This is a genomic window from Autumnicola patrickiae (assembly GCF_031846525.1).
Lineage (GTDB): Bacteria > Bacteroidota > Bacteroidia > Flavobacteriales > Flavobacteriaceae > Autumnicola > Autumnicola patrickiae.
In genome coordinates this window covers 24,108-47,693 of sequence record NZ_JAVRHM010000026.1, presented here as the reverse complement: position 1 = coordinate 47,693, position 23,586 = coordinate 24,108, and the positions used below count along the sequence as shown (strand labels likewise).

Sequence of the window (23,586 nt, the reverse complement as noted above, 5' to 3'; positions counted from 1 at the left end):
TATCGTGAAAATATTTTAAAAAGGTGTACTACAAAAAATGGCAATTTTCGGCCTGCAGTAGGGGTAAAGTCACTTTAGGAAAATTGGGAGAAAATTAATCCTGTTTTCCTCTCGTCTTCAGAAAATATTTCGGGTTCACTCCGTACTTTTCCTTAAAAATTTTGGAAAAATAACTTCGGTTATTAAGACCGATAGCACTAACAATTTCAGAAATATTTCTTTCAGAATTTATGAGCATTTCCTTTGCTGCTTCCAGCTTAATGTGCTGCATATATTTATTCACCGTGAGATCATAAACGTATTTAAAGCCTTCCTGAAGTTTATTTACGTTTGTCCCGGCTTCTTTCGCCAAAGATTCCACGGTTAAATTACTGCCAAGATCCCCCTGAATTCTTTTTGCCACATAATCTACTTTATCAATATCAGACTTTCTTAAAATTTGAGGTAACCTGTTCTCATCTTCATCATCCTGATATTGCGAAATTTGAATTACCAGCATCTCAAAGGCCTTCCCTTCAAGAAAGATAGAACGCAAAAATCCGGTTAAGTCCTTTTGGCTTATTTCGTCCATAAGATCTGCCGCCTTTATGCTGTAGTTTCCCTGGTAAAAAAATTGCTGTTCGGCCACTTCATCTTTAAAAAGGCCTGTGAGGGTAGGGTCAAGATCCTTAAAATCGTAATTTGGTCTGCGACTAAAGGCTGTTCTTATAATTTCCAGGCTCGAAACATGCGTTCGCTGGTTGGCCTTAAAATGCAGAACATGGCCATTGTAGCCACTGCTGGAGACAATGATATTTTGATATGTTTCAATAGTATGGATCTTTTCTGAATCCTGAAAAGAATGCCCTACACTACCTTCTGAACAAAAGATAAATTTCAAGGGGTGCACCGTGTTTAGAGAAAAACATATCTGAACATCCTGATAAAATTTACAATTATATGCAATAAATCCTATTCCAGATTCAAAACTTGATCCTCTTATAAACCCCTCACCAATTTCTTCAGGAATGTCCAGTGTAATTTCTCCGCTTCCATTTCTTGTAGCAGCATTTATAGATTCTGCAATGTCCTGAATAATTTCATCTACAGGTAAGGTTTTAACGTCTATTCTCATTCTGTTGAGGCGTGAAGCCACTTATAACAAAGCCACAGAAGACTTTTAATTATTAATATTATATTAAGCTATCGTTTATTTTTGGAGTAAAATGTAAAATTAGTATTTGCCGACTTTTACAGTAACTCCCATAAAATATAATGTTTAATAGGACAATACTAGTGGGAAAAACGTTATTTGCTTCTGATGACTTCCTAAAATTTTAACAACCGGAGATATTTTGAACATTTGAATTAACATTTATTCGAATAACAGTAATCAAATTTTATCAAATATATGATCTTTATTTCCTAAAATAGTGGCGGATACAATTCTTCTGTTTCTAAAATTACCGTATATGACTCTGGTTTACATATTATTAGGATTAGAAGTAGTTGTCGTCCTCGTGGTTTCTTATATCCTTATAAGGAAGATGATTAAATTGGTAAGAAAGAATAAAGAGAAATCTTTTTAGAATTTTTTTATCCAGGTCAAGCACGCCATTTTCCCAATTATCGTTAATTTTACTAGCCTCCTCTTATCTAAGGCTGAGCCTGCTTTTACAATTCCTTTTTTTTAATTAACTTCAAATAAAACTGAAACTGAAAGCATGAGCACAAAAGATAAAAATTCGGCGCCGTACCCTACTGACCGGGACAATAAAAAACACGAAAGAAACCAGTCTACAGAAGTAGAACGCTCTTCCAGCAATATAAAAATTATAGGTTTAATTATTGTCTTGATATTTGTAGTATTAATTATTCTCGTTTTTGCCGGTATTATTGGTTAGCCCGCTGCTTTTTTCTTTTGTTTGTTCCCAAAGAGCTGCATATAATCCCTTACCTTTATTGCAAAAAAAGGAATTATGGCCAATAATTATTACGACCCGGCAGATCTCAGGAAGTTTGGTGAAATTACCGAATGGAGTGAAGAACTTGGAACTAAATTTTTTGATTATTACGGAAAAGTTTTTGAAGAAGGAGCACTTACCGCCCGCGAAAAATCACTTATAGCACTTGCCGTCTCCCATGTGGTAAAATGCCCTTATTGTATAGATGCCTACACCAAAGACGGACTGCAACGAGGAATTACCAAAGAAGAAATGATGGAGGCTGTACATGCAGGAGCTGCTATAGAAAGCGGGGCTACACTTGTGCATGGGGTACAAATGATGAATAAGTATAAGAAACTCAGTATGTAATTTCTTCTGAACTTATTCGTCTAAAATCCGAACAACATCCAATTTTTTTTCCTTACAAACCGAATAATTCTGTATGCCTTTAAAATCCCTGAAAGCGAGAGAAGACGATCTTTCCAGCCCTACAAAACAACTGGAATTTCTAAACAACGGAATTTTTAAAGATGGAGAGCTTCCGCGGTTTAAAGATAAAATTGCCGAAACAAACCAACTTCCTCTAAAGCCAAAAAAACTGGAAATCCTTCAGCTTAATCTGGGATATATGTGTAATCAGATTTGTTCACACTGCCATGTAGATGCCGGGCCAGATCGCCAAGAGATCATGACAGTTGAAACAATGCACCAGTGTCTGGAAGTGATTAAAAACACCGGAGCCCATACATTGGATTTAACCGGAGGCGCTCCCGAAATGAATCCGAATTTTCGCTGGTTTGTGGAAGAAGCTTCCAAAGCCGGAATTAAAGATTTTATCGTCCGTTCCAACCTTTCAATTATTCTGGCAAACAAGAAATACCACGATTTACCGGAATTCTTCAGAAAGCACAATGTACATGTGATCTCTTCTCTGCCTTTTTATAAAAAGGAGAAAACCGATAAACAGCGCGGCAGCGGAGTTTTTGACAAATCGATAAAAGCACTGCAAATGCTCAACCAGGTTGGCTATGCCCAGCAAGGCACAGGTTTAAAACTGGATCTTGTTTATAATCCTTCCGGAGCTTTTTTACCTACCAATCAGGAGGCTATGGAACGGGATTTCAAAACCGCTCTAAAAAAGGATTTTGATATCGATTTCAATAGCCTTTTTGCTATCACTAACCTGCCAATAAGCCGGTTTCTGGAGTTTTTAATAGCTTCAGAAAATTATGAAGATTATATGTACGCGCTTGTGGAAGCTTATAATCCCGCGGCTGTAGAAAATGTGATGTGCACCAATACCATTTCCATTAGCTGGGATGGATGGCTTTACGATTGTGATTTTAACCAGATGCTGGATTTAAAGGTGAACAGTAAGGTGAAGCACATTAGCAATTATAATGAAAATTTGCTTAATGACAGAGAAATTTTAATTTCCCAACACTGTTACGGTTGTACGGCTGGTGCAGGCAGTAGCTGCCAGGGAACGGTGGCCTAAAAATGCCAATTTTCGATGCAGAAAAATTTAAAGGACAATCTACTTCTTATTTTTACCAGAAATCCTGAGTTTGGGAAGGTCAAAACCCGTCTCGCAAAAGATACAGGAGACAAAACTGCTCTGGAAATCTATAAATTTCTTCTAAAGCACACTGTTTCGGTTACAAAACAGCTAAAAATCACCAAAAGAGTATATTATTCTGAAGAAAGTCAGCAAAATGACATTTGGGAAAAAGCGTTTTTCGAGAAAAGAATTCAAAAAGGCAGTTCTTTAGGTGAGCGCATGAAAAATGCCTTTGAAGAAGGCTTTCAGGATGGGTATCGAAAAATTGCAATTATCGGCAGTGATTTGTTTGACATTCAGCAAAAAGATTTGGAAGAAGCTTTTGAGGAACTTCAGAAGAACGAATACGTAATTGGTCCCGCTGAAGATGGCGGCTATTATTTTCTAGGGATGAAATCATTAAATTGCAGCTTATTTTCAGAAAAAAACTGGGGAACAGATTCCGTTCTTCACGACACATTAAAAGATTTACAAGACCATCAGGTAAAATTGCTTAAAACCAGGAATGATGTCGATACTCTCGATGACATCAGGAACAATCCGGCTTTTCAGCAATTCCTGAAATAACACCATTATGATAAAACAAATAAAAGAATCTACAGACTTTCTTATTTCCCGTGGATTTGCTGCTCCGGAAATAGGAATTATACTTGGCACAGGCCTGGGAAAATTAATTGATGAAATTGAAATAGAAGCAGAAGTCAGCTACAACCATATCCCCTATTTTCCAACTGCCACGGTAGAATTTCATAAAGGAAAACTTATCTACGGAAGCCTGGAAGGCAAAAAAGTAGTGGTGATGCAGGGGCGCTTTCATCTATACGAAGGCTATACGCTGCAGGATGTCACCTATCCTGTGAGGGTAATGAAGCATCTGGGCATTCAGAAATTATTGGTTTCCAATGCTTCCGGATCAATAAACCTGGACTTCAAAAAAGGGGAAATCATGCTTATTGAAGACCATCTTAACCTCCTGGGCGGCTCTCCCCTCGCCTTTTACGGAGTGGAGCATCTTGGGGAAAGGTTTGTGGATATGAGCCAGCCTTACGATCCTGAGATGAATAAAGCTCTGGAAGCATCGGCTAAAAAGAACAATATCACCCTGCACAAGGGGGTTTATGCCTCGGTGCTTGGGCCGCAGTTGGAAACAAAAGCAGAGTACCGTTATCTTAAAATTATTGGCGCAGATGCCGTGGGAATGAGCACTGTTCCTGAAGTTATTGTAGCCAATCACCTTGAAATACCGGTTTCGGCAGTTTCTGTCATTACAGATGAAGGTGATCCGGACAACCTGGAGCCGGTGAACATTGAAGATATAATCGCTATGGCCGAAAAGGCTGAGCCTAATATGATCACCCTTTTCAGGGAAGTAATTAAAAATCTATAGAACATGAGTTATCTCGAAACCACCAGAAATGTTTACCGTGATGCCGCTCTAACACCAGATGTGGGTTTATGCTGCACTACAAATCCTATCTGGGAATTGCCGGGGCTAAAAATTCCGAAGATCATGCAGGAGATGAATTACGGCTGCGGCAGTACGGTACATCCCCGTGATCTTTCAAATAATCCGAAAATTTTGTACGTAGGAGTTGGAGGAGGAATGGAACTGCTTCAGTTCGCTTATTTCTCCAGAACAAAAAGCGGTGTTATTGGAGTGGATTCTGTAGATGAAATGTTGGAAGCCTCCAGGAAAAACTTCACTGAAGCCGAACTTCAGAATAATTGGTTTAAGAGTGATTTTGTAGAATTAAAAAAAGGTGATGCGCTGGATTTACCGGTAGCTGATAATTCCATTGATGTTGCAGCCCAAAATTGTCTCTTCAATATATTTAAAACCGAAGATCTTAAAAAAGCACTGGAAGAAATGTACCGGGTGCTAAAACCCCATGGCAGATTGGTGATGAGTGATCCCATCTGCGAACAGCCAATGAATGACGAACTTCGGAATGACGAGCGTTTAAGGGCTTTATGCCTTAGCGGCTCCCTTCCGCTTAACGATTATGTAAAAGCGCTCACCGATGTTGGCTTCGGAACTATAGAAATACGCGCGAGGAAACCTTATCGCATCCTCGATCCCAAACATTATCCTACAGACGAATTAATTTTCATTGAATCTGTTGAAGTGGCTGCTATTAAAGATCCTATGCCCGAAGACGGCCCCTGTGTATTTACAGGAAAAGCAGCAATTTATTACGGAGATGAGGACTATTTTGATGATAAAAAAGGACATGTGCTGTTGCAAAATCAGCCGTTGGCCGTTTGTGATAAAACAGCCGGGGCGCTGGCCAATTTAAACAGGGAAGATATTTTTATTAGCGAATCTACTTTTCACTATGACGGTGGTGGATGTTGTTAGGTTTTTTATTTCATAGATCTATTTAGTTTTTGATTAGCGCCTCAAACCTGACAGGTTTTCGAAATCTGTCAGGTTTAAACATCTAAATATCAAAGTAATGTGTGATCAAAATTAATTTTATCTAAATTACAACTTCTAATGATCACAAATCATGAATTAGAAATAAGCTAAATGGAGAAATTGGAAAATGATTTTTTCTATCATATTTACAATAGAGGAAATAACAAACAGGACCTTTTTCTTGAAGAAGAAAACTATCTACATTTTCTAAAGCTTCTGAAAACCCATCTATTGCCCGTCGCAGATGTTTATTCCTACTGCCTACTTAAAAATCATTTTCATATTCTGGTGAGAATAAAAGAAGAAGCTGTTCATCCCTCAAAGAACCTTTCGAATCTTTTCAATGCATATACTAAAGCCTTAAACAAAAAGTACAACAGAACCGGAAGTCTCTTTCAACGACCATTCAAACGAAAAAGATTAACCAATGAAGATTATCTGAAACAACTTATAGTCTACATTCACCTCAATCCTGAAGCACATAATCTAATTGATGATTTTCAGGATTATCCTTATTCTTCTTTTTTATCTCTTTTAAGTGCTAAAGAAACTTCTTTGGCAAGAGCAGAAGTGATGAATTTGTTTGACAATAAAAGTAACTTTGAGTTTGTTCATCGCAATTCCAAAACGATAAATAATGAGGTCTTAAAAGCACTTACTTTTGAGTAATCGACCGTAGCCAAACCTGACAGGTTTTTCAAAACCTGTCAGGTTTAAACCCACTTTTTTATTACCCTCCAAGAACTTGGTTATTAGCATTTAACACAAAATATAATGCTCGAAATCTTAAAGCCAATTCTCTTCTATAAATCATTTAATTCCCAGTTATACTCATAGAAGTCAACCGTCTTTCTTTCGGAAATCTTATTTGTACGGAATTGATTTACGTATTGAATGAAACTTTGTCCTTTGCTCGTAAAATCTTCTTTGTACCAATTAAAAATTTCTGAAAGCAAAACTTGATTTCCGTTTATTCTGATGAATTCAGGATCATTCAGGGTATTTAAAGTCTGCTCCTGAAGCTGCTGCTCCAAAATTCCCGGCATATAAGCTTCAGAAATTAGCTGCGGACAACTTTTTGCGGCACAAACCAACGCAAAATGGAATCTTTCCTCTTGCGGAAAGTTACCAAAGACCAATTCGTGTTCAATCTCGTCTAAAGTAACCGATTTTAATCCCAGGCTATGCGGCTGTTTATCAAAAAAACCTTCAATTTCCAGCGGAGATTTTACAGGGTAATTTTTTACAATTCCGTCAATTACTCCGAGGTTATATGCATTGATCCAGAAAGCTTTAAAAATTTCTTCCTCTTCAGGATTTGTTTCGAAACGTTTCGCCAGGTTCAATAACTGCTTTAAATCCTCGGGATTTTCTTTAATTTCAGCATATTTTACATTACCATTTTCAACATAAGTCTTAAGAAAATTGTCGGCTTTTGTAAAGAATTCAGGTGTATCTTGCGCGGTGAGAACTGCGGAAAACAACAGGAATAAAAGGGTTAAATGCTTCATCAAATCTTAAAATTAAGGTGATTTCAACTTTTGCGTCTAATTTTTTATACTTTCAATAATCGAACCATCCTGCAGCGCCTTTAAAACTATAAAAAATATGGAGCACATCGTCATTATAGGTAACGGAATTTCGGGAATTACTGCAGCCAGGCATATCAGGAAGCATTCCCAGAAAAAAATCACCGTTATTTCTGACGAGAACGAGTACTTTTTTTCGCGTACTGCCCTTATGTATGTTTATATGGGGCATATGAAATGGGAACATCTGGAACCTTATGCCGACTGGTTTTGGGAGAAGAACAGAATTAATTTAAAGTCGGTGCGAGTAAAGGAAGTAGATTTCGAATCTAAAGAATTACACTTCTCTTCAGGAGACTCCTTGCGCTACGACAAGCTGGTGCTTGCCACAGGCTCTGTTTATAATAAATTCGGTTGGGAAGGTGAAGATCTGCAGGGTGTGCAGGGACTGGTTTCCAAACAGGATCTTGAATTACTAGAAAAGAATTCAGAAAAATGTAAGCATGCGATCATTATCGGCGGCGGATTAATTGCCGTTGAACTTGCTGAAATGCTGCGCACCAGGAAAACTGAAGTGACTATCCTGGTACGCGAAAAAGCGTTTTGGGGAAACGTTTTACCTGATGAAGATGCCAAAATGATTTCGCAGCATATTATTTCCCACGGAGTCACAATAAAACATGAAAACGAATTGGATAAAATCCTGTCAGACGAAAATGGAAAAGTTAGAGGAGTTACCACCAAAAACGGGGAAGAAATTGAATGTCAGCTTGTAGGCCTTTGCGCCGGCGTAAAACCGAACATTGATTTTTTAAAGAAAACAAATCTTGAAACCGACAAAGGAATTTTAGTCAATAATTATTTAGAAACCAATATTCCCGATGTTTACGCGATTGGCGATTGCGCGCAGCAACGGGAAATCATCGGGCAGCGAAAAGCTGTGGAAGCCGTCTGGTATACCGGCAGAATGATGGGCGAAACCCTTGCACAAACACTTACCGGAAACAGATTGAAATATAACCCCGGAAACTGGTTTAACAGTGCGAAGTTTTTTGATATTGAATATCAAACCTACGGCTGGGTATGGCCGCAACCTAAAGGAAACGAACAACATTTCCACTGGCAGCATAAAGACAATACGAAAGCAATTACGATTGCTTTTAATACCGAAACCAGTCAGTTTCTCGGAATAAATACCTTCGGAATAAGAATGCGACACGAATTTTTTGACCGCTGGTTAAATGAAAAAAGGAGTATTGGCTATGTATTGGCTAACCTCAAAGAAGCTAATTTCGATCCTGAATTCTATACGCGTCATGAAAAAGATATCTTTAGAAGTTTTAAGAATGAACTTGAGAGGGCGTAACAATTAAAAATACAATGAGCGACAAAATACACCACAGCATGGCCCTCACGGGAGAACCGCCGGAAACAATTTCCACCACCCAAAAAGTGGCTTCAGGAATAGGACTTACCGGTTTGTTTATTCTCTTACTAGCCACCCTTAATGTTAATTTCCCGAATAAAACCCTCTTCCTAAGTTTAGCCATTGGCCTAATAGCAACCGGCACCATTGTTTTTGCCAATGATGCTTATCTGGGGAAACATGCCGGAATAAAAAACGACGGACTATGGTTTAAGCCACTAACTTCCCGCGGACTCTGGGCCTGGATCCTTGGGCTTGGGCTAACTATTTTTTACATCGTGCTCTATTGGTTTCCGCAATATCTGGGATTAAATGCTGATGGCGAAAATACCGGAATCGTTGCTCTTTTTGACCCCTTAAGTCAGCTAATTAGCGGCCAACCCGCGAGCCAATGGTTTGTTTACGGAACACTTTACACCCTGGCGATTCTCATATTCGGTTATAAATTTATTCTGAAATACCGCCACAACCGCTACGAAGTACTGCGCACTTTCTCAGTAATGTTTTTCCAGCTGGGTTTTGCATTTTTAATTCCGGAAATCCTGATGCGGTTAAATCAGCCGTATTTTAATCCGGCGAATATCTGGCCGCTTAATTACGATCTTTTTGCAGATTATAAGCTGGAAGGCTTCTTTTCCGCAGGAAATGTTGGTCTGCTCATGCTGTTCTTCGGAATTGCCTCCGTTTTTATTATAACCCCTATCCTCACCTACAAATATGGCAAACGCTGGTATTGTTCATGGGTTTGTGGCTGTGGCGGACTCGCAGAAACAGCCGGCGACCCTTACCGTCACCTTTCAGATAAATCACTCGCTTCGTGGAAACTGGAACGTTGGATGATTCACAGTGTCCTCGTATTTGTCGTGGTGATGACTATCGCGGTTGTCTACAGTTTTTTAAGTGAAAATCCTTCAGAATCATGGCTTACCAGGGACGTTTTTCTCTGGGGCTCGGCTGGGTTTCTTACGCTTCTTTTTGCACTTATCATGATCTTCAAAAGAGATCAACTGGCTAAAGATGCAAAATATGCCGCTGTAGGTTTTCTGGTGGTGATTTTGGCCATTATCAGCATTAACTACTTTAGCGGCAATAGCAATATTTTTTTCTTCCATGGTGGGCAACTTCGGGAATGGTACGGCTTTTTAATAGGCGCTGCTTTTTCGGGAGTTGTCGGAGTGGGATTTTATCCAATTTTCGGTAATCGCGTTTGGTGCCGGTTTGGCTGCCCTATGGCTGCTGTTTTAGGAATGCAGCAAAAATTGTTTTCGCGCTTCAGGATTACTACCAACGGTGGGCAATGTATTTCCTGCGGAAATTGCTCTACCTATTGCGAAATGGGAATAGATGTGCGGGCTTATGCGCAAAAAGGAGAGAATATCGTTCGTTCCAGCTGTGTAGGCTGCGGAATTTGCTCTGCTGTTTGCCCACGCGGAGTTCTAAAGCTTGAAAATGGCCCACAGGAAGGCAGGATTAATTCTGAAGAAGTTCTTTTGGGAAATGATGTGGACCTGATGGATTTGATTAATCAGAAAAGCAGGTAATTTGCAGGTAAAGCCTTTTATTTGTGTAAAAATTCAGCCATTTCTTAAATGAAGGTTCGAAAATTGCCATTTTAGATGCCTCACCTAATTAAAGTTATTATTCCTGCCTACAACGAGGAGGCGTCCATTGGGAAAGTGGTCGCTGAGGTTCCTGAGTTTGTAAATGAGGTTATCGTGGTGAGCAATAACTCCACAGATGACACAAAAAAGAACGCAAAAGCCGCCGGAGCCACTGTACTTTCAGAAAACAGGAAGGGTTACGGCTATGCCTGTCTGAAAGGCATGGAATATATTGCGACTAATTTTAAAACGTCCCACACCAAACCCGATATTGTGGCTTTTTTGGATGGCGATTACAGTGACTACCCTTCAGAATTGGCAAATATCGTAAAACCGATTATAGAAGAAGATGTAGATTTTGTGGTTGGTGCAAGAGTAAAGAAATGGCGTGAAAAAGGTTCTATGACTTTCCCTCAAATCTTCGGAAACTGGCTCGCTACTTCCTTAATGAAGCTCTTTTTCAATGCGAAATTTACAGATCTCGGCCCCTTCCGGGCAATAAAATACGAGAAACTGCTGGCGCTAAAGATGCAGGACAAAACTTATGGCTGGACCGTAGAAATGCAGCTGAAAGCACTTCGGCAAAACCTTTCGTATACCGAAGTTCCTGTACATTATAAAAACCGCATTGGCGTCTCAAAAGTTTCAGGGACGGTCAAAGGTGCTATCTTTGCAGGAGTGAAAATTCTGGGCTGGATTTTTAAATATAGCTTCAAATAATGGATTTGGCAATTATCATACTTTACACACTTGCACTGCTGCTGATTTTCTTTTACAGCATCTCGCAGCTTCAATTACTGCTGAATTATCTGAAGGCGAAAAAAACTGTTGATACTTCTGAAGTTTTAGATTTTTCCAATGCTGAAGAAATTCCATTTGTAACAATTCAACTTCCGCTTTACAACGAAATGTATGTTGTAGATCGTCTTCTTAAGAATATAGCTGAAATTGAATATCCTTCAGAAAAATTTGAAATTCAGGTTCTGGATGATTCTACTGATGAATCTTTAGCAAAAACCGCTGAAATTGTTCGGAAACTCCAAGAAAACGGACTCGATATTATTCACATTACCCGAACAAATCGTACAGGATTTAAAGCCGGTGCTTTAAAAGAGGGGTTGGAAATTGCAAAAGGCGAATTTATAGCCATTTTTGATTCAGATTTTATGCCGAAGAAAGACTGGCTGCTTAAGACAGTTCCGCATTTTAAAAATCCTGAAATTGGGGTGGTCCAAACCCGCTGGGGCCATTTGAACCGCGATTATTCGCTGCTTACCAAAATCCAGGCCTTTGCCCTTGATTTTCATTTTATCCTGGAACAAACCGGCAGAAATTTCGGAAAACACTTTATAAACTTTAACGGAACCGCCGGAATCTGGAGGAAGCGCTGTATTCTGGAAGCTGGAAACTGGAGCGGCGACACGCTAACCGAAGACCTGGACTTAAGCTACCGAGCACAACTTAAAAATTGGAAATTCAAATACCTTGAAGAAGTGGAAACCCCAGCTGAACTTCCGGTGGTAATGAGCGCTGCAAAGTCTCAGCAGTTCCGATGGAATAAAGGTGCCGCCGAAAATTTCAGGAAAAACTACTGGACAATCTTTAAAAGCAAAACAGTTTCGGGAAGAACAAAATTCCATGCCTTCTTCCATCTACTGAATTCCAGTATGTTCCTGATTGTTCTTTTGCTGGCTGTATGGAGCGTTCCCGTCCTTTTTATAAAAAATAACAATCCGCAATTTAGCTGGTTTTTTAATGTCATCGCTGTTTTTTCGGTAAGCACAGTTATTTTCTTCCTTTGTTATTACGCTGCCTATTCAAAAATCCACGGAAAAGGCATTAAAAGCTTCTTTCGCTTTATCGGAATGTTTTTTATCTTCTTTTCTGTCGCTATGGGATTCTCGGTGCACAATTCCCTTGCAGTTCTGGAAGGCCATTTTGGTAAAAAATCAGCTTTTATAAGAACGCCTAAGTTTAATCTTGATTCGCTGAAGTCTACGATACAAAACAATAAATACATCAGCAGAAAATTTTCAGCAAACTTAATAATCGAGTTCCTGCTATTTCTCTACTTTGGTTTTGGAATTTACAGCGCCTTTGCGCTGAATGATTTCGGACTACTGATCTTCCATTTAATGCTCTTCGCAGGTTTTGGGTTTGTAGTATTTAAATCAGTAAAAATTTGACCAGTTGAACGGAGAGGTTTTTTAAATGATTAGGCATGTAAACATCTAAATGACCTTAAAATTTCTGAAATATCATAAGTTTTCAATCCTGCTCCTTCTGGCAGGAATTGCCTTCTATTTGAGTTTTGCTTACGCCCTGGAGCGGACAGATTTTATCAAACTAATTACACTCTACACCGCGCTTTTTGCTGTTAGTTTTAAACTTATTCAGCTTGAAAAACAGAATTTCTGGATTCTGGCAATAGCCGCTGTAATTTTCCGACTCATTTTCATAGTAGCCTTACCGAATTTATCACAGGATTTCTACCGGTTTATCTGGGACGGCACTTTAGTTTCCGAAGGCTTAAATCCTTATTTAGAGGTTCCATCGCAATTCCGTAACATATTTCCCGCCGGGGCTGCAATGCAGCAAAAGTTAATTGACGGAATGGGTAGCCTTAGTGCAGGGAATTATACCAGTTATCCGCCATTGAATCAGCTGGTTTTTGCTGCGGCCTCATGGATTTCAGGAAAAACCGTTTTAACTTCTGTAGTTGTAATGCGCAGCTTTATAATCGCTGCAGATCTTGGTACGCTTTACTTCGGAAGAAAATTAATACTACGTTTAAATTTGCCAGCACACAGGATTTTCTGGTACGTTCTCAATCCGTTTATCATCATAGAACTTACCGGGAATTTACATTTTGAAGGTGTCATGCTGTTTTTCCTTGTATGGTCACTCTATCTCCTGCATCGGAAAAGATGGATTGCCAGTGCTGCTTTGCTGGGGATTTCAATTTCTGTAAAGCTCTTGCCCCTGCTCTTTCTTCCGCCATTTCTGCGGTACTTTAAAAATCCGGAGCAGGAAATTGAGAACATAAATTACTCTTTTTTTCAAAAGATTGACTTTAAAAGACTCAGCGGATTCTACCTGATTGCCCTGGTAACAGCCGCAAGTACTTTTCTTCCATTTTTGTCTTCAGAATTTTTTCAGAATTTTTTCCAGAGCATTGGTCTGTGGTTTCAGAAATTTGAATTTAATGCCAGTGTTTTCTACGTGCTTCGGTGGATTGGATTTAAACTGGCCGGCTTTAACATTATCACCTACGCCGGAATAATACTCCCGATAATAACTGTAATTATCCTGATCTGGCTTGCCTTCTTCCGAAGAAATGAAAGATTTAAAATTTTAATGAGCAGCATGATGTTCGGTGTTTCAGTTTATTTATTCTTAAGCACCACCATTCATCCCTGGTATCTGGCCACACCTTTATTACTATCGGTTTTTGGCAATTATCGGTATGTAATAATCTGGACGCTAGTTGTGATTTTGAGTTATTCGGCGTACGACAATCCGCAATTCGATGAGAATCTATGGCTGGTAACGTTTGAATACCTCGCGGTATTTGCCGTTCTTATTTGGGAGATTCTTCAGAAGAAGCAGACAACGGTTTAACCTCAACTTCAGAATTTCGGGAAAGGTACAAATCCCGCATATAAATTAAACCACCAAAGAAATGCGCGGCAATTAATACAGGATCATACCGGAAGATTCCGTAGGTAAGCAAAAGCGAAGATCCAATCAGGCTCAAAATCCAAAATCCCTGTGGCAGGGAAGATTCATGATTTCTTTCGGCGTAATACCATTGATAATAGAATCGGGCTGTGTAAATTATTTGACCAATAATTCCAAGCACAATTAACCAGGGAGCAAGGTTTTCCCCTTTTACAAGATCTGCCCAGTTCAATTCTCCAAAAAATACGAGATAAGCTATTATAAGAAAAGGACAAACTATCACAAATAATTTGAAGAAGATGTTCCTATTCTTCCATTCTCCCTGGATTTCAAGATTTCTCCAGTAAACACCGTAAATGAGGAACTGGCCGAGCATGATAGCCAAATCCTCTCTTAAATAACCATAGACAAAAAGTAAGACCGAAGCGAACAAACTAAGTTTCCAAAAAAGAACAGGAGTTTCTACTTTTTTTGCCTTCTCAGACAAAAACCACTGCATGATTAGTCTCGCTGAAAACAGCAGCTGAGCCAGGAAACCAATTGAGAAAATAATCCAGTTGTTCATGTTTTATATAATAGAATACGAGCGCTACTGCGCCAGTCACAATAATGGCTCAATAATAGACAAAAAGCTTTATTGAAAATTCCTAAAGCCTGGTTAATCTCTGTTAAGAGAACCGGAATATTTTTCTTTAGAGAATGCGGTTTTTTTCGATCCTTTTCAGGATTTTCTTCAGGCTTTTAACAACCATGTTTTTTGCCCCTTTGGCGAACGAGAAATCCTTACTGTCATCCTGGGCAGAAAGGCGGCCTGTAACCTTCTGAAAATAGATACTTTGAGCGGACTCTAAATCAAATATCTCCAAAGAAACAGTCACCAGGTTCTCTTCGGAATTTTGGATGTTCCCCACCTTTACATCACTTATATCCTCACTAAGAACCTCTGTTTTCACATTTACCAGATAGTCATAACCAGATGTTCCCGTTTTTAAGCGTTCAAGAAATTCTGTATCGGGATTTTCGGGAATAGTAAAAGGAATAAAGACTCCCCTTGCATTTCTTACTAATGTAAGATCATCCTGCAGATACGGTGAAAATTCTTCTATAACCATTCCTTCGAGCTTCTCCCTTATACTTTCCGTAGCCTTGATATCATTCAGAAGATATTTGCCTTCTTCAAATTTTATGGCAGACCTGGTAGATCGTAGATCAAAAGTATAGGAAGGAATATGGCAGGAAGTGAGAAAAAGTAAAAGGACTAAACAGCTATTGCACAATATTTTCTTCATTTCAATAAATAAAAAAGGATCTAAAAGGAACTTTCATCTGGCTGAAATCTTCAGCAGGACGATATTGTGCCTTTTAGACCCCTGGTTTATTTTAAAAGCAAATCTACATATCCAACAAATATGCAAAAATCAGTGGCGCTACAATGGTAGCATCGCTTTCAATAATATGTTTCGGAGTATTAATATCCAGCTTTCCCCAGGTAATTTTCTCATTAGGGACAGCACCGGAATAAGATCCATAACTGGTAGTGGAATCTGAAATCTGGCAGAAATAACTCCAGAATGGAGTATCTGTTCTTTCCATGTCCTGATAAAGCATTGGCACTACACAAATAGGGAAATCCCCGGCAATACCACCGCCAATCTGGAAGAATCCGATTCCCTCTTTGGAATTATCTGTATACCAGTCGGCAAGGAAAGTCATGTACTCAATCCCAGATTTCATTGTGGATGGCTTCAGCTCTCCCTTTAGACAATACGATGCGAAAATATTACCTAAAGTACTGTCTTCCCAACCGGGAACAACCATTGGCAGGTTTTTTTCTGCAGCCGCATATATCCAGGAATCCTTCAGATCGATTTCGTAATACTCTTCCAAAACTCCGGAAAGTACCAATTTATAAACAAACTCATGCGGAAAATAACGCTCTCCTTTTTCTTCAGCATCTTTCCATATTTTTACAATATGCTGCTGAATTCTGCGGAAAGCTTCTTCTTCAGGAATACAGGTATCGGTCACCCGGTTTAAACCTTTTTCCAACAGCTCCCACTCCTCTTTTGGGGTAAGATCCCTGTAATTAGGCACCCGCTTGTAATGTGAGTGCGCGACGAGGTTCATCACATCTTCCTCCAGGTTGGCTCCCGTACAGGAAACGATTTGTACCTTATCCTGCCGGATCATTTCAGCAAAGATTTTACCCAACTCGGCCGTACTCATTGCTCCTGCCAGTGAAACCAGCATTTTGGAACCGCTTTCGAGCTGCTTTTCGTAATCTTTAGCAGCATCTACAAGCGCTGCGGAATTAAAGTGTAAATAATATTTTTCTATAAACTGGGAGATCGCTCCTTTACTCATCTTCGTCTTCTTCGTTAAAATTTGCATATTTAAATTTGTAGCTCAACATTTTATAATAAAGTTTAGCCGCAAGGAAATCTGAGGATTTATCACTTTCATTTGGGTTCAACTCTACAATATCAAAGCCTACAACATTTTTCTTTTTGAACATTGTTTTCAGGAATTCCAGCGTTTCGTACCAGAACAAACCTCCCGGCTCCGGAGTTCCTGTAGAAGGTAGAATAGATGGATCAAAAGCATCCAAATCTATTGTAATGAATACATTTGGCGTCATCTGGCCAATAGCATCATCCTGCCAATCTTCATATAAATCGTGTGCAAAATAAACCTGATTCTCATCCATATGATCACTTTCAGAAATATCCATAGAGCGGATTCCAATCTGCACAAGGTTAGTGTTTTTACTTGCTTCGTGAACAGCGCAGGCATGGTTGCATTTAGAACCTTCATACTCGGGCCGCAAATCTGCATGAGCATCAAACTGTACAACGGTTAATTCTTCAAAAGATTCGTTAAAAGCACGAATAGAACCTATGGAAATAGAATGTTCACCACCAAAAAGGGTGACAAATTTATCCTGCTTAATGTAATTTTTAGTGGTTTTATAAACCGCCTCAACCATCTTCTCGGGAGAAGAATCCTCGGTCACCGGGGGTGCAAGATAAATTCCTTTCTTGTAAACCTCACTCCGGGTTTCGATATCATAAAGCTCCATGTTTTCTGAAGCTTCTAAAAATGCATCAGGACCTTTGTCTGCTCCTTTTTGCCAGGTACTGGTCCCATCATAAGGAACAGGAATTAATACCACTTTTGCATCGTCTATACGTGCGTATTTATCTGGTATGCCTGCGTAATTCTTTTTGCTCATTGCTAGTTGTTGATTGTTTTAAACTGAAATTTATGAGAACTAAGTTATAAATTTTTAATTCAATTGCCTGAAGCATAACCTAATATATTCAGCATATCTTCTACATTTTGCTGTTTGCTGAATACTTCGGTGGTAAGTGCTCCATTCTCATCCCTGTCAATAAGGATATGTTTTGGCTGCGGAATAAGGCAATGTTGCAAGCCTCCAAAGCCACCGATGGTTTCCTGATAGGCGCCTGTATTGAAAAATCCGATGTAAAGCGGCTTGTCCCTCCTAAACTTCGGAAGGTAAATCGCATTGGTGTTTTGTTCAGAATTGTAATAATCGTCGCTGTCGCAGGTTAATCCGCCTAAGAGTACGCGCTCATATTCCTCATTCCACCGGTTAACCGCCAGCATCACAAACTTCTTACTGATTGCCCAGGTATCAGGAAGTGTGGTGATAAATGAAGAATTTATCATATTCCATTTTTCACGATCGTTTTGTTGCTTCTGATAAAGAATTTCATAAATAGCACCGCCACTTTCGCCTACGGTAAAACTACCGAATTCTGTAAAAATATGCGGTACATCCACATCTGCCTCTTCACAGGCAAGTTTGATCTGATTAATAATTTCATCTACCATATAGGCATAGTCATAATCAAACGCCAGGGAGTTTTTTATAGGAAAGCCTCCGCCAATATTAAGACTATCCAGGCTTGGGCATACTTTTTTAAGGCTGGTATACACCTTTAAACATTTGTTGAGCTCGTTCCAGTAATAGGCCGTATCGCGGATTCCTGTATTAATAAAAAAGTGCAGCATTTTTAGGTTTACCCGCTCGTCGTCCTTAATCTTCTGATTATAAAACGGAACAATATTTTTATAGCCAATCCCAAGCCGGGAGGTATAAAATTCAAATTTTGGCTCTTCTTCTGAAGCAATCCTAATCCCGACTTCAAAATCGCCGTTTATATTTTCTGAAAGAAGATCTATTTCCTCATAATTGTCAATTATCGGGATGCAGTTTCTATGTCCTGAATTGATTAAACCTGAGATATTGGAAATATATTGGTCCCTCTTAAATCCATTACAAATCACATACGTATCATCGGTAATTTTTCCTGAAGCCTTCAGTTTTTCCACAATATTGATATCAAAGGCCGAAGAGGTTTCGATATGAATATCATTTTTAAGGGCTTCATTTAGAACATGTTCAAAATGTGAACTTTTCGTGCAATAGCAATAATTGTACTTGCCTTTATAGTCGTGCTTTTCTATCGCTTCTTTAAACCATGCTTTAGCGCGGCCAATATTTTCAGAAATCTTGGGCAAATAGGTGAATTTTAAGGGTGCACCGTATTTTTCAACAAGTTCCATGAGATCGATATCGTGAAAATGCAGACTGTTTTCTTCTAATTTAAATTCCTCTTGTGGGAAATAATAGGTTTGGTCTATGAGATCGCTGTACTTAGTATTCAATGGGTAGATTTAATTTTAAAAGTAAAAATTAGGCATTAATTTATAGTACCGGGAAAATAGATTTATAAATTATTGTTAAGAAAAATTTGAGTGTATAAACTGCCGCAGTGTTCCGCTTTACGCGAAACCGGGTTCCATACATAGAAAGTATTTTTCTGGATGAAAAAGAGAATTCTCAATCCTTTAAAATGTTAGTCATCAGTAGTTTTAGCTTTTATATTGAAATAAAACTGATGCAAATGTATAAAAAGTAAATAATCTAAAAGGAATTATTTTAAACTGAAATCATCGCCCCAAAGCAGTGCTCAGAAATGGCAATTATCAACCTCTATTGTGTTCTGTAATGAAAAAATTCTGAATTCTGCATTTTAAAATTTGAATGACCTCTCAAAATATCAATTATCGGGATTAAAACAATTTAAAATTTAGAATTTAAACTTTAATAATGATGCATTAAAATGACAATTATCGACCTACAGGATTTTTAACTAAAGGTTTTTTAGGTTGATTAATTCCTGTTGTGTGAGGGAACGGTAGTGTCCTCTTGGTAAATCCTTTTTTGTAAGTCCGCCGTAAACCACCCTGTCCATTTTCACAATTTCATAGCCAAGGGTTTTAAACAACTTCTGAACGATATGTGGTTTTATGCTCTTTATTTCCAGTCCGACTTCATTCTTAGGCCTATCGGTTACATAACTCACATCCTGGACAGTTAGCTTTGTCTTATCCACAAAAACACCTTCCCTTATTTTCTCCAGGTCTTCCTGGCTAAGGACTTTATTTAGTTCTAAATGATATATCTGCCTGATTCCGTTCTTTGGCTTTGCCAGGTTTTTAGCCAAAGTACCGTCATTTGTAAAAAGCAAAAGACCCATGGCCTGCGTATCCAGCTTCCCTATAGGATCCAGTTTAGACTTGGAAGCCTTACTCATAATGTCCATTACGGTACGTCCTCCTTTCACCACACTTCCGGTAGTAAAAAAGCCTTTTGGTTTATTCAGTAGAAAATATTCAGGTTTTTCCGGATTTAAACTGCGCCCGTCAAATTTTACATCATCATTTAGCTGAACCTTGTAACCCATTTCGGTTACGGTTTTTCCGTTCACAGTAACATTTCCGGAAGAAATATAAATATCGGCATCACGTCTTGAACAGACTCCAGCGTTAGCGATGTATTTATTTAAACGAATTCCTTCGGAAGCTGAAGAAGATTTAGATTTCTCTTTAGCCTCTGTACTCTTTTTAACGGGAGCATTTCCCCTGGAATAAGATTTCTTTCGTTCACCACCACCTTGTCTTCCACTCATTTTTCCTCCTGAAGATTTGTCGTTCCTGCTCATACTGATATTTTTTGCAAAGATACTGGTTAGATTGTGAGTTAACTAAAGTATTCTTAAAAGTTTTAAACTGGAAATATTTCGTTTTTCTTCCGGAGAGATTTTCTAGAACACCCTGCTGAGAACTTCGTCTATATCTATTAGAAGGATACTGAAAACTCCCGCAACAATTATTAATTTTAGAATATTGTGTAGTAATAAATATTGCCATTTTGCTCTGCTGAAGTAAAGAAACAAGAGAAACAGGACCAAAAGCAGGAAAGAAACATAAAAAAAATAATCCATGTAGCCTATTTCGAACCTTGTGGTTAAAAGAAGTATTGGAAATATTGCTATCACTGTGAGGATAGCCAGGAAAAATTTGCTCCATTTCTCGCCATACACCAACGGGATGGTACGATAATTCTGTGCCATGTCGCCCGGCATATTTTCCAGGTCTTTCACCAGTTCCCGCATTACGATCATTAAATAAAGGAAGGTAGCGTGAATGAAGATAACCGTTTCAAAATTTTTATAGTAGATAAAAATTGCAAAAAAAGGAGTAATGGTAAGAATGGAAGCCACCAGGTTTCCTAAGAACAAGATTTTTTTAAGCCGGTGGGAATAAAACCAGATTACAAAAATGTATAGTGAAATAAAAACCACAGCCCTAAATGACACATAACTGGCGAAAAATATTGCCGCAAAATTCAGGATAAAATAAACAGAAAGTTTGGTACGCTGACTCACAACACGATCCAACATTGTTTTTTTTGGCCGGTTTATAAGATCCTTTTCGCTGTCGTAAAAATTATTAATGATATACCCCGAAGCAATAACTGTTGCAGTAGAAAGGATCAAAAAGAACAAATTATCATCAAAAAGCACCTGTCTCAAAGGAAGCTCGGGTGCAAGGATAAATGCTGAAGTAAGATATTGTGCAATTACCACAATTAAAATGTTGTAACCACGTACTACCGAGAACAAACTTAGCAGCTTCAACAAAAAGCGTTTGTTCATTAAGGCCGCCATGTAAATAGAATTTTAGAAGTTATAAACTACTTCTAAATTATAACCTTTAAGGGCTTTTTTTGCTTTTTCTATATCTTCAGTAAAGCCTAATATATAGCCACCACCGCCGGAACCGCAAAGTTTGAGGTAATAATCGTTAGTGTCAATTCCCTGTTTCCAAATTTTATGAAATTTAGCCGGAATCATTGGTTTAAAATTATCCAAAACTACGTTGGAAAGACTTTTAACATTAGTGAAAAGCGATTTTACATCACCCTTTAGGAAATCATCCACACAGGCATCGGTATGCTTAACAAATTGATTTTTTAGCATTTTCCGGAAAGGCTCCTGCTTCATATTCTCCATAAAAATACTCACCATTGGCCCGGTCTCACCGGTAATACCGCTATCAAGCAAAAATACGGCACCTGTTCCTTTCTCTGTTTGAGAAGGAATGCCCGCCGGTTCAATATTATCTTTGGAATTAATAAGAATAGGAATACTTAAATAAGAATTCAGCGGATCCAGCCCTGAAGATTTTCCGTGGAAAAACGATTCCATTTCACCAAAGATCTTCTTCAGTTTTAAAAGCTTGTCACGGGTTAAATTTTCAAGAACAGTTATTTTATCTGTCGCATACTTATCATAGATCGCGGCAACAAGAGCACCACTACTCCCTACTCCATAGCCCTGCGGAATACTGGAATCAAAGTACATTCCTTTTTCTATATCTGCATTAAGACTTTCAAGATCAAAATGAACAAGCTCAGGAAGCTTCTCCTCCAGCGTTTTTAAGTAGCCGGCAAAATTCTTTAGATTGTTATTGGATTTCTTAGCTTCTTCAGAAGGTTCTTCCGATACCTTTAAAGCACCATTGTAGAAATTATAAGGAATAGACAAACCTTTGGAATCTTTGATGATCCCATACTCACCAAAGAGTAGAATTTTAGAATAAAATAAAGGTCCTTTCATGTAAGTTGTGTATTTAATTCCTCCCCGTAATAAAGCATTCCGTAAGCGGAAAGATCTTCATCAAGCGCTTCCCAATGCACCCCGTAACCTCCAGGTGATATGGAAAAATTTAATCGCTCGGCTTCCGTAGCTTTTTCCAGTTTTGGGTACCAGCTAGGGGTGTGCCAATCTCTCTGCAATCTTCCAAAAGAAAGAAAATTTTTTCATCTCTAAAGAAAACCTGCGCAATTTTGATATTTGAATCCAAAACTTTATTCATTCTTTTCTAAGAACCCCGCAATAATCCGTTGTCAATTTTCCTCTGACAATTGCTTCGCTCCGCTTCCTACCGAATCGCAAATATAGTGCCCATTTTCACAATACGCAACCAACTCATTCTTAATGAATTCAAAAATTTTCACTTTATCTTTTTCCGGGTAGAGTACATGCACGTTCGCACCGGCATCAAGTGTAAAACTAACCGGTAATCCCGTCTGCTTTCTAAAGCCCCATATCTTAATAATGATCTCCAGGGTGTTGGGTTTCATAAGCATAAAATATGGGCGGCTGCTCATCATCATCGAATGCAAAGTTAAGGCTTCACTTTCCACAATTTCGATAAACTTCGTGAGATCACCTTCAGCAAAAATTGGCTTTAATTTGGCAAGATTATCATTAGCCTGCGCAAACCTGGCTTCAGCAAAAGAATGACCGTGCATCAAATTATGACCAACACTGCTACTGACTTCTTTCCTTCCTTTGTCAACCAGGAGAATCGTGTCCTGAAAGTTTTTAAAATTATCGTGAACCTCATCAGCATAATTTACTCCGAACAAGTCGCTGCTATCTTTGATTTCCTTATGCTTGCCCCAAACCACAAGATCACCCTCAATACTTCTGCACGCACTTCCCGATCCCAGCCTCGCCAAAAAAGATGCTTTTTTTCTGAAGAAATCTTCAGACATTTCCGGATTTAGCTTTTTCTCCAGGCTCATAACACACAGCGCCAGTGCACTCATTCCGCTTGCGGAAGAAGCAATTCCGCTACTATGCGGAAAAGTATTTTCTGAATGTATTTCGAATTGGTAGTCTTTCAGAAAAGGAGAGTATTGCACAATTCTTTCGAAAAACGTCCTGATCTTCGGTTTAAAATCTTCTTTTTTATTTCCTTCAAAAAAAACTTCGAACTCGAAATCTTCCTGACCATCCTTCTTTGAGAAATCAAGTTTGGTAATTGTCCTACAGTTCTTCAGTGTAAAACTTACCGATGGATTTGCGGGAATCTGATGCTCCTTTTTACCCCAATACTTCACCAAAGCAATATTACTTGGCGCCTGCCAGGAGACAGTTCCCTGCTCAATAATTTCTGAATATTTCTTCGGAACAAAATCCTTTTCCGTCATCTTGAAAATTTTAACAAATATAATCTTTTATGTTGGCAGTGTATAAAGAAGAAATTCAAATAAATTTC

General features: G+C 38.7%; 24 protein-coding genes. 12 read left to right on the top strand and 12 right to left on the bottom strand.

Translation table 11 applies throughout. The annotated features are described in order from the left end of the window. Window positions 1–94: 94 nt before the first annotated feature. Window positions 95–1,114, bottom strand: coding sequence for a helix-turn-helix domain-containing protein (locus tag RM549_RS17135; protein WP_311687046.1), 1,020 nt, complete (start codon window positions 1,112–1,114; stop codon window positions 95–97). Between the two features lie 589 nt (window positions 1,115–1,703). Between RM549_RS17135 and RM549_RS17130 the strand changes: the two genes are divergently transcribed. The 7 genes from RM549_RS17130 to RM549_RS17100 all read left to right on the top strand — a co-directional run bounded on the left by RM549_RS17130 (window position 1,704) and on the right by RM549_RS17100 (window position 6,574). Beyond that, the gene (locus RM549_RS17130; RefSeq protein ID WP_311687044.1) at window positions 1,704–1,883 is read left to right on the top strand and encodes a hypothetical protein; all 180 of its coding nucleotides are present in this window, start codon (window positions 1,704–1,706) and stop codon (window positions 1,881–1,883) included. A gap of 75 nt (window positions 1,884–1,958) precedes the next feature. Next, window positions 1,959–2,294: an arsenosugar biosynthesis-associated peroxidase-like protein gene (locus RM549_RS17125; RefSeq protein WP_311687042.1), complete on the top strand. Its 336-nt coding sequence runs from the start codon at window positions 1,959–1,961 to the stop codon at window positions 2,292–2,294. 73 nt (window positions 2,295–2,367) lie between these two features. Then, on the top strand, window positions 2,368–3,423 hold the full coding sequence (gene arsS, locus RM549_RS17120) for an arsenosugar biosynthesis radical SAM (seleno)protein ArsS (RefSeq protein ID WP_311687040.1): 1,056 nt from the start codon (window positions 2,368–2,370) through the stop codon (window positions 3,421–3,423). A 15-nt stretch (window positions 3,424–3,438) separates the two neighbouring features. Then, on the top strand, window positions 3,439–4,053 hold the full coding sequence (locus tag RM549_RS17115; protein WP_311687038.1) for a TIGR04282 family arsenosugar biosynthesis glycosyltransferase: 615 nt from the start codon (window positions 3,439–3,441) through the stop codon (window positions 4,051–4,053). A gap of 7 nt (window positions 4,054–4,060) precedes the next feature. Next, window positions 4,061–4,873, top strand: a complete 813-nt coding sequence (locus RM549_RS17110) for a purine-nucleoside phosphorylase (protein ID WP_311687036.1) — start codon at window positions 4,061–4,063, stop codon at window positions 4,871–4,873. A 3-nt stretch (window positions 4,874–4,876) separates the two neighbouring features. After that, the gene (gene arsM / locus RM549_RS17105) at window positions 4,877–5,845 is read left to right on the top strand and encodes an arsenosugar biosynthesis arsenite methyltransferase ArsM (RefSeq protein ID WP_311687034.1); all 969 of its coding nucleotides are present in this window, start codon (window positions 4,877–4,879) and stop codon (window positions 5,843–5,845) included. Between the two features lie 171 nt (window positions 5,846–6,016). Next, window positions 6,017–6,574, top strand: coding sequence for a transposase (locus tag RM549_RS17100; protein WP_311687032.1), 558 nt, complete (start codon window positions 6,017–6,019; stop codon window positions 6,572–6,574). A gap of 134 nt (window positions 6,575–6,708) precedes the next feature. Here RM549_RS17100 and RM549_RS17095 read toward each other — a convergent pair whose 3' ends face one another. Continuing rightward, window positions 6,709–7,416 carry a DUF547 domain-containing protein gene (locus tag RM549_RS17095; protein ID WP_311687030.1) on the bottom strand — a complete coding sequence of 236 codons (708 nt, stop codon included), beginning with the start codon at window positions 7,414–7,416 and terminating at the stop codon, window positions 6,709–6,711. A gap of 97 nt (window positions 7,417–7,513) precedes the next feature. Between RM549_RS17095 and RM549_RS17090 the strand changes: the two genes are divergently transcribed. The 5 genes from RM549_RS17090 (at window position 7,514) to RM549_RS17070 (ending at window position 14,082) form a co-directional block, all read left to right on the top strand. Continuing rightward, entirely contained in the window at window positions 7,514–8,800 is a 1,287-nt protein-coding gene (locus RM549_RS17090; protein ID WP_311687028.1) for an NAD(P)/FAD-dependent oxidoreductase, read from the top strand. Window positions 8,801–8,814: 14 nt separating this feature from the next. Further along, on the top strand, window positions 8,815–10,401 hold the full coding sequence (locus tag RM549_RS17085; RefSeq protein WP_311687026.1) for a 4Fe-4S binding protein: 1,587 nt from the start codon (window positions 8,815–8,817) through the stop codon (window positions 10,399–10,401). A 75-nt stretch (window positions 10,402–10,476) separates the two neighbouring features. Then, a complete protein-coding gene (locus tag RM549_RS17080; RefSeq protein WP_311687024.1) occupies window positions 10,477–11,181 on the top strand; it encodes a glycosyltransferase family 2 protein in 705 nt (234 codons plus the stop codon). Continuing rightward, window positions 11,181–12,647: a cellulose synthase family protein gene (locus tag RM549_RS17075; RefSeq protein ID WP_311687022.1), complete on the top strand. Its 1,467-nt coding sequence runs from the start codon at window positions 11,181–11,183 to the stop codon at window positions 12,645–12,647. The genes RM549_RS17080 and RM549_RS17075 overlap by 1 nt, the downstream gene beginning before the upstream one ends. A gap of 49 nt (window positions 12,648–12,696) precedes the next feature. Further along, the gene (locus RM549_RS17070; protein WP_311687020.1) at window positions 12,697–14,082 is read left to right on the top strand and encodes an MptA/MptB family glycosyltransferase; all 1,386 of its coding nucleotides are present in this window, start codon (window positions 12,697–12,699) and stop codon (window positions 14,080–14,082) included. On the opposite strand, the gene RM549_RS17065 is transcribed toward RM549_RS17070, so the two are convergent. From RM549_RS17065 to mvaD, 10 genes are all read right to left on the bottom strand, one after another. Next, window positions 14,042–14,707 (bottom strand): lipid-A-disaccharide synthase N-terminal domain-containing protein, encoded by a 666-nt coding sequence (locus RM549_RS17065; protein WP_311687018.1) that lies wholly within the window; start codon window positions 14,705–14,707, stop codon window positions 14,042–14,044. The genes RM549_RS17070 and RM549_RS17065 overlap by 41 nt on opposite strands. Window positions 14,708–14,834: 127 nt before the next feature. Further along, window positions 14,835–15,431, bottom strand: coding sequence for a hypothetical protein (locus tag RM549_RS17060; protein ID WP_311687016.1), 597 nt, complete (start codon window positions 15,429–15,431; stop codon window positions 14,835–14,837). Between the two features lie 103 nt (window positions 15,432–15,534). After that, a complete protein-coding gene (locus tag RM549_RS17055) occupies window positions 15,535–16,506 on the bottom strand; it encodes a deoxyhypusine synthase family protein (protein WP_311687048.1) in 972 nt (323 codons plus the stop codon). Further along, window positions 16,499–17,374: an agmatinase gene (gene speB / locus RM549_RS17050; RefSeq protein WP_311687014.1), complete on the bottom strand. Its 876-nt coding sequence runs from the start codon at window positions 17,372–17,374 to the stop codon at window positions 16,499–16,501. Before speB ends, RM549_RS17055 begins: the two co-directional genes overlap by 8 nt. A gap of 59 nt (window positions 17,375–17,433) precedes the next feature. Next, window positions 17,434–18,837: an arginine decarboxylase gene (locus tag RM549_RS17045; protein ID WP_311687012.1), complete on the bottom strand. Its 1,404-nt coding sequence runs from the start codon at window positions 18,835–18,837 to the stop codon at window positions 17,434–17,436. Between the two features lie 488 nt (window positions 18,838–19,325). Beyond that, on the bottom strand, window positions 19,326–20,177 hold the full coding sequence (locus RM549_RS17040; RefSeq protein WP_311687010.1) for a pseudouridine synthase: 852 nt from the start codon (window positions 20,175–20,177) through the stop codon (window positions 19,326–19,328). Window positions 20,178–20,279: 102 nt separating this feature from the next. Continuing rightward, the gene (locus tag RM549_RS17035; RefSeq protein ID WP_311687008.1) at window positions 20,280–21,185 is read right to left on the bottom strand and encodes a geranylgeranylglycerol-phosphate geranylgeranyltransferase; all 906 of its coding nucleotides are present in this window, start codon (window positions 21,183–21,185) and stop codon (window positions 20,280–20,282) included. 12 nt (window positions 21,186–21,197) lie between these two features. After that, window positions 21,198–22,136 (bottom strand): mevalonate kinase family protein, encoded by a 939-nt coding sequence (locus tag RM549_RS17030; protein WP_311687006.1) that lies wholly within the window; start codon window positions 22,134–22,136, stop codon window positions 21,198–21,200. After that, on the bottom strand, window positions 22,133–22,315 hold the full coding sequence (locus tag RM549_RS17025; protein ID WP_311687004.1) for a DUF2442 domain-containing protein: 183 nt from the start codon (window positions 22,313–22,315) through the stop codon (window positions 22,133–22,135). The genes RM549_RS17030 and RM549_RS17025 overlap by 4 nt, the downstream gene beginning before the upstream one ends. Window positions 22,316–22,426: 111 nt before the next feature. Then, window positions 22,427–23,518 (bottom strand): diphosphomevalonate decarboxylase, encoded by a 1,092-nt coding sequence (gene mvaD, locus RM549_RS17020; RefSeq protein WP_311687002.1) that lies wholly within the window; start codon window positions 23,516–23,518, stop codon window positions 22,427–22,429. Window positions 23,519–23,586 lie beyond the last annotated feature (68 nt).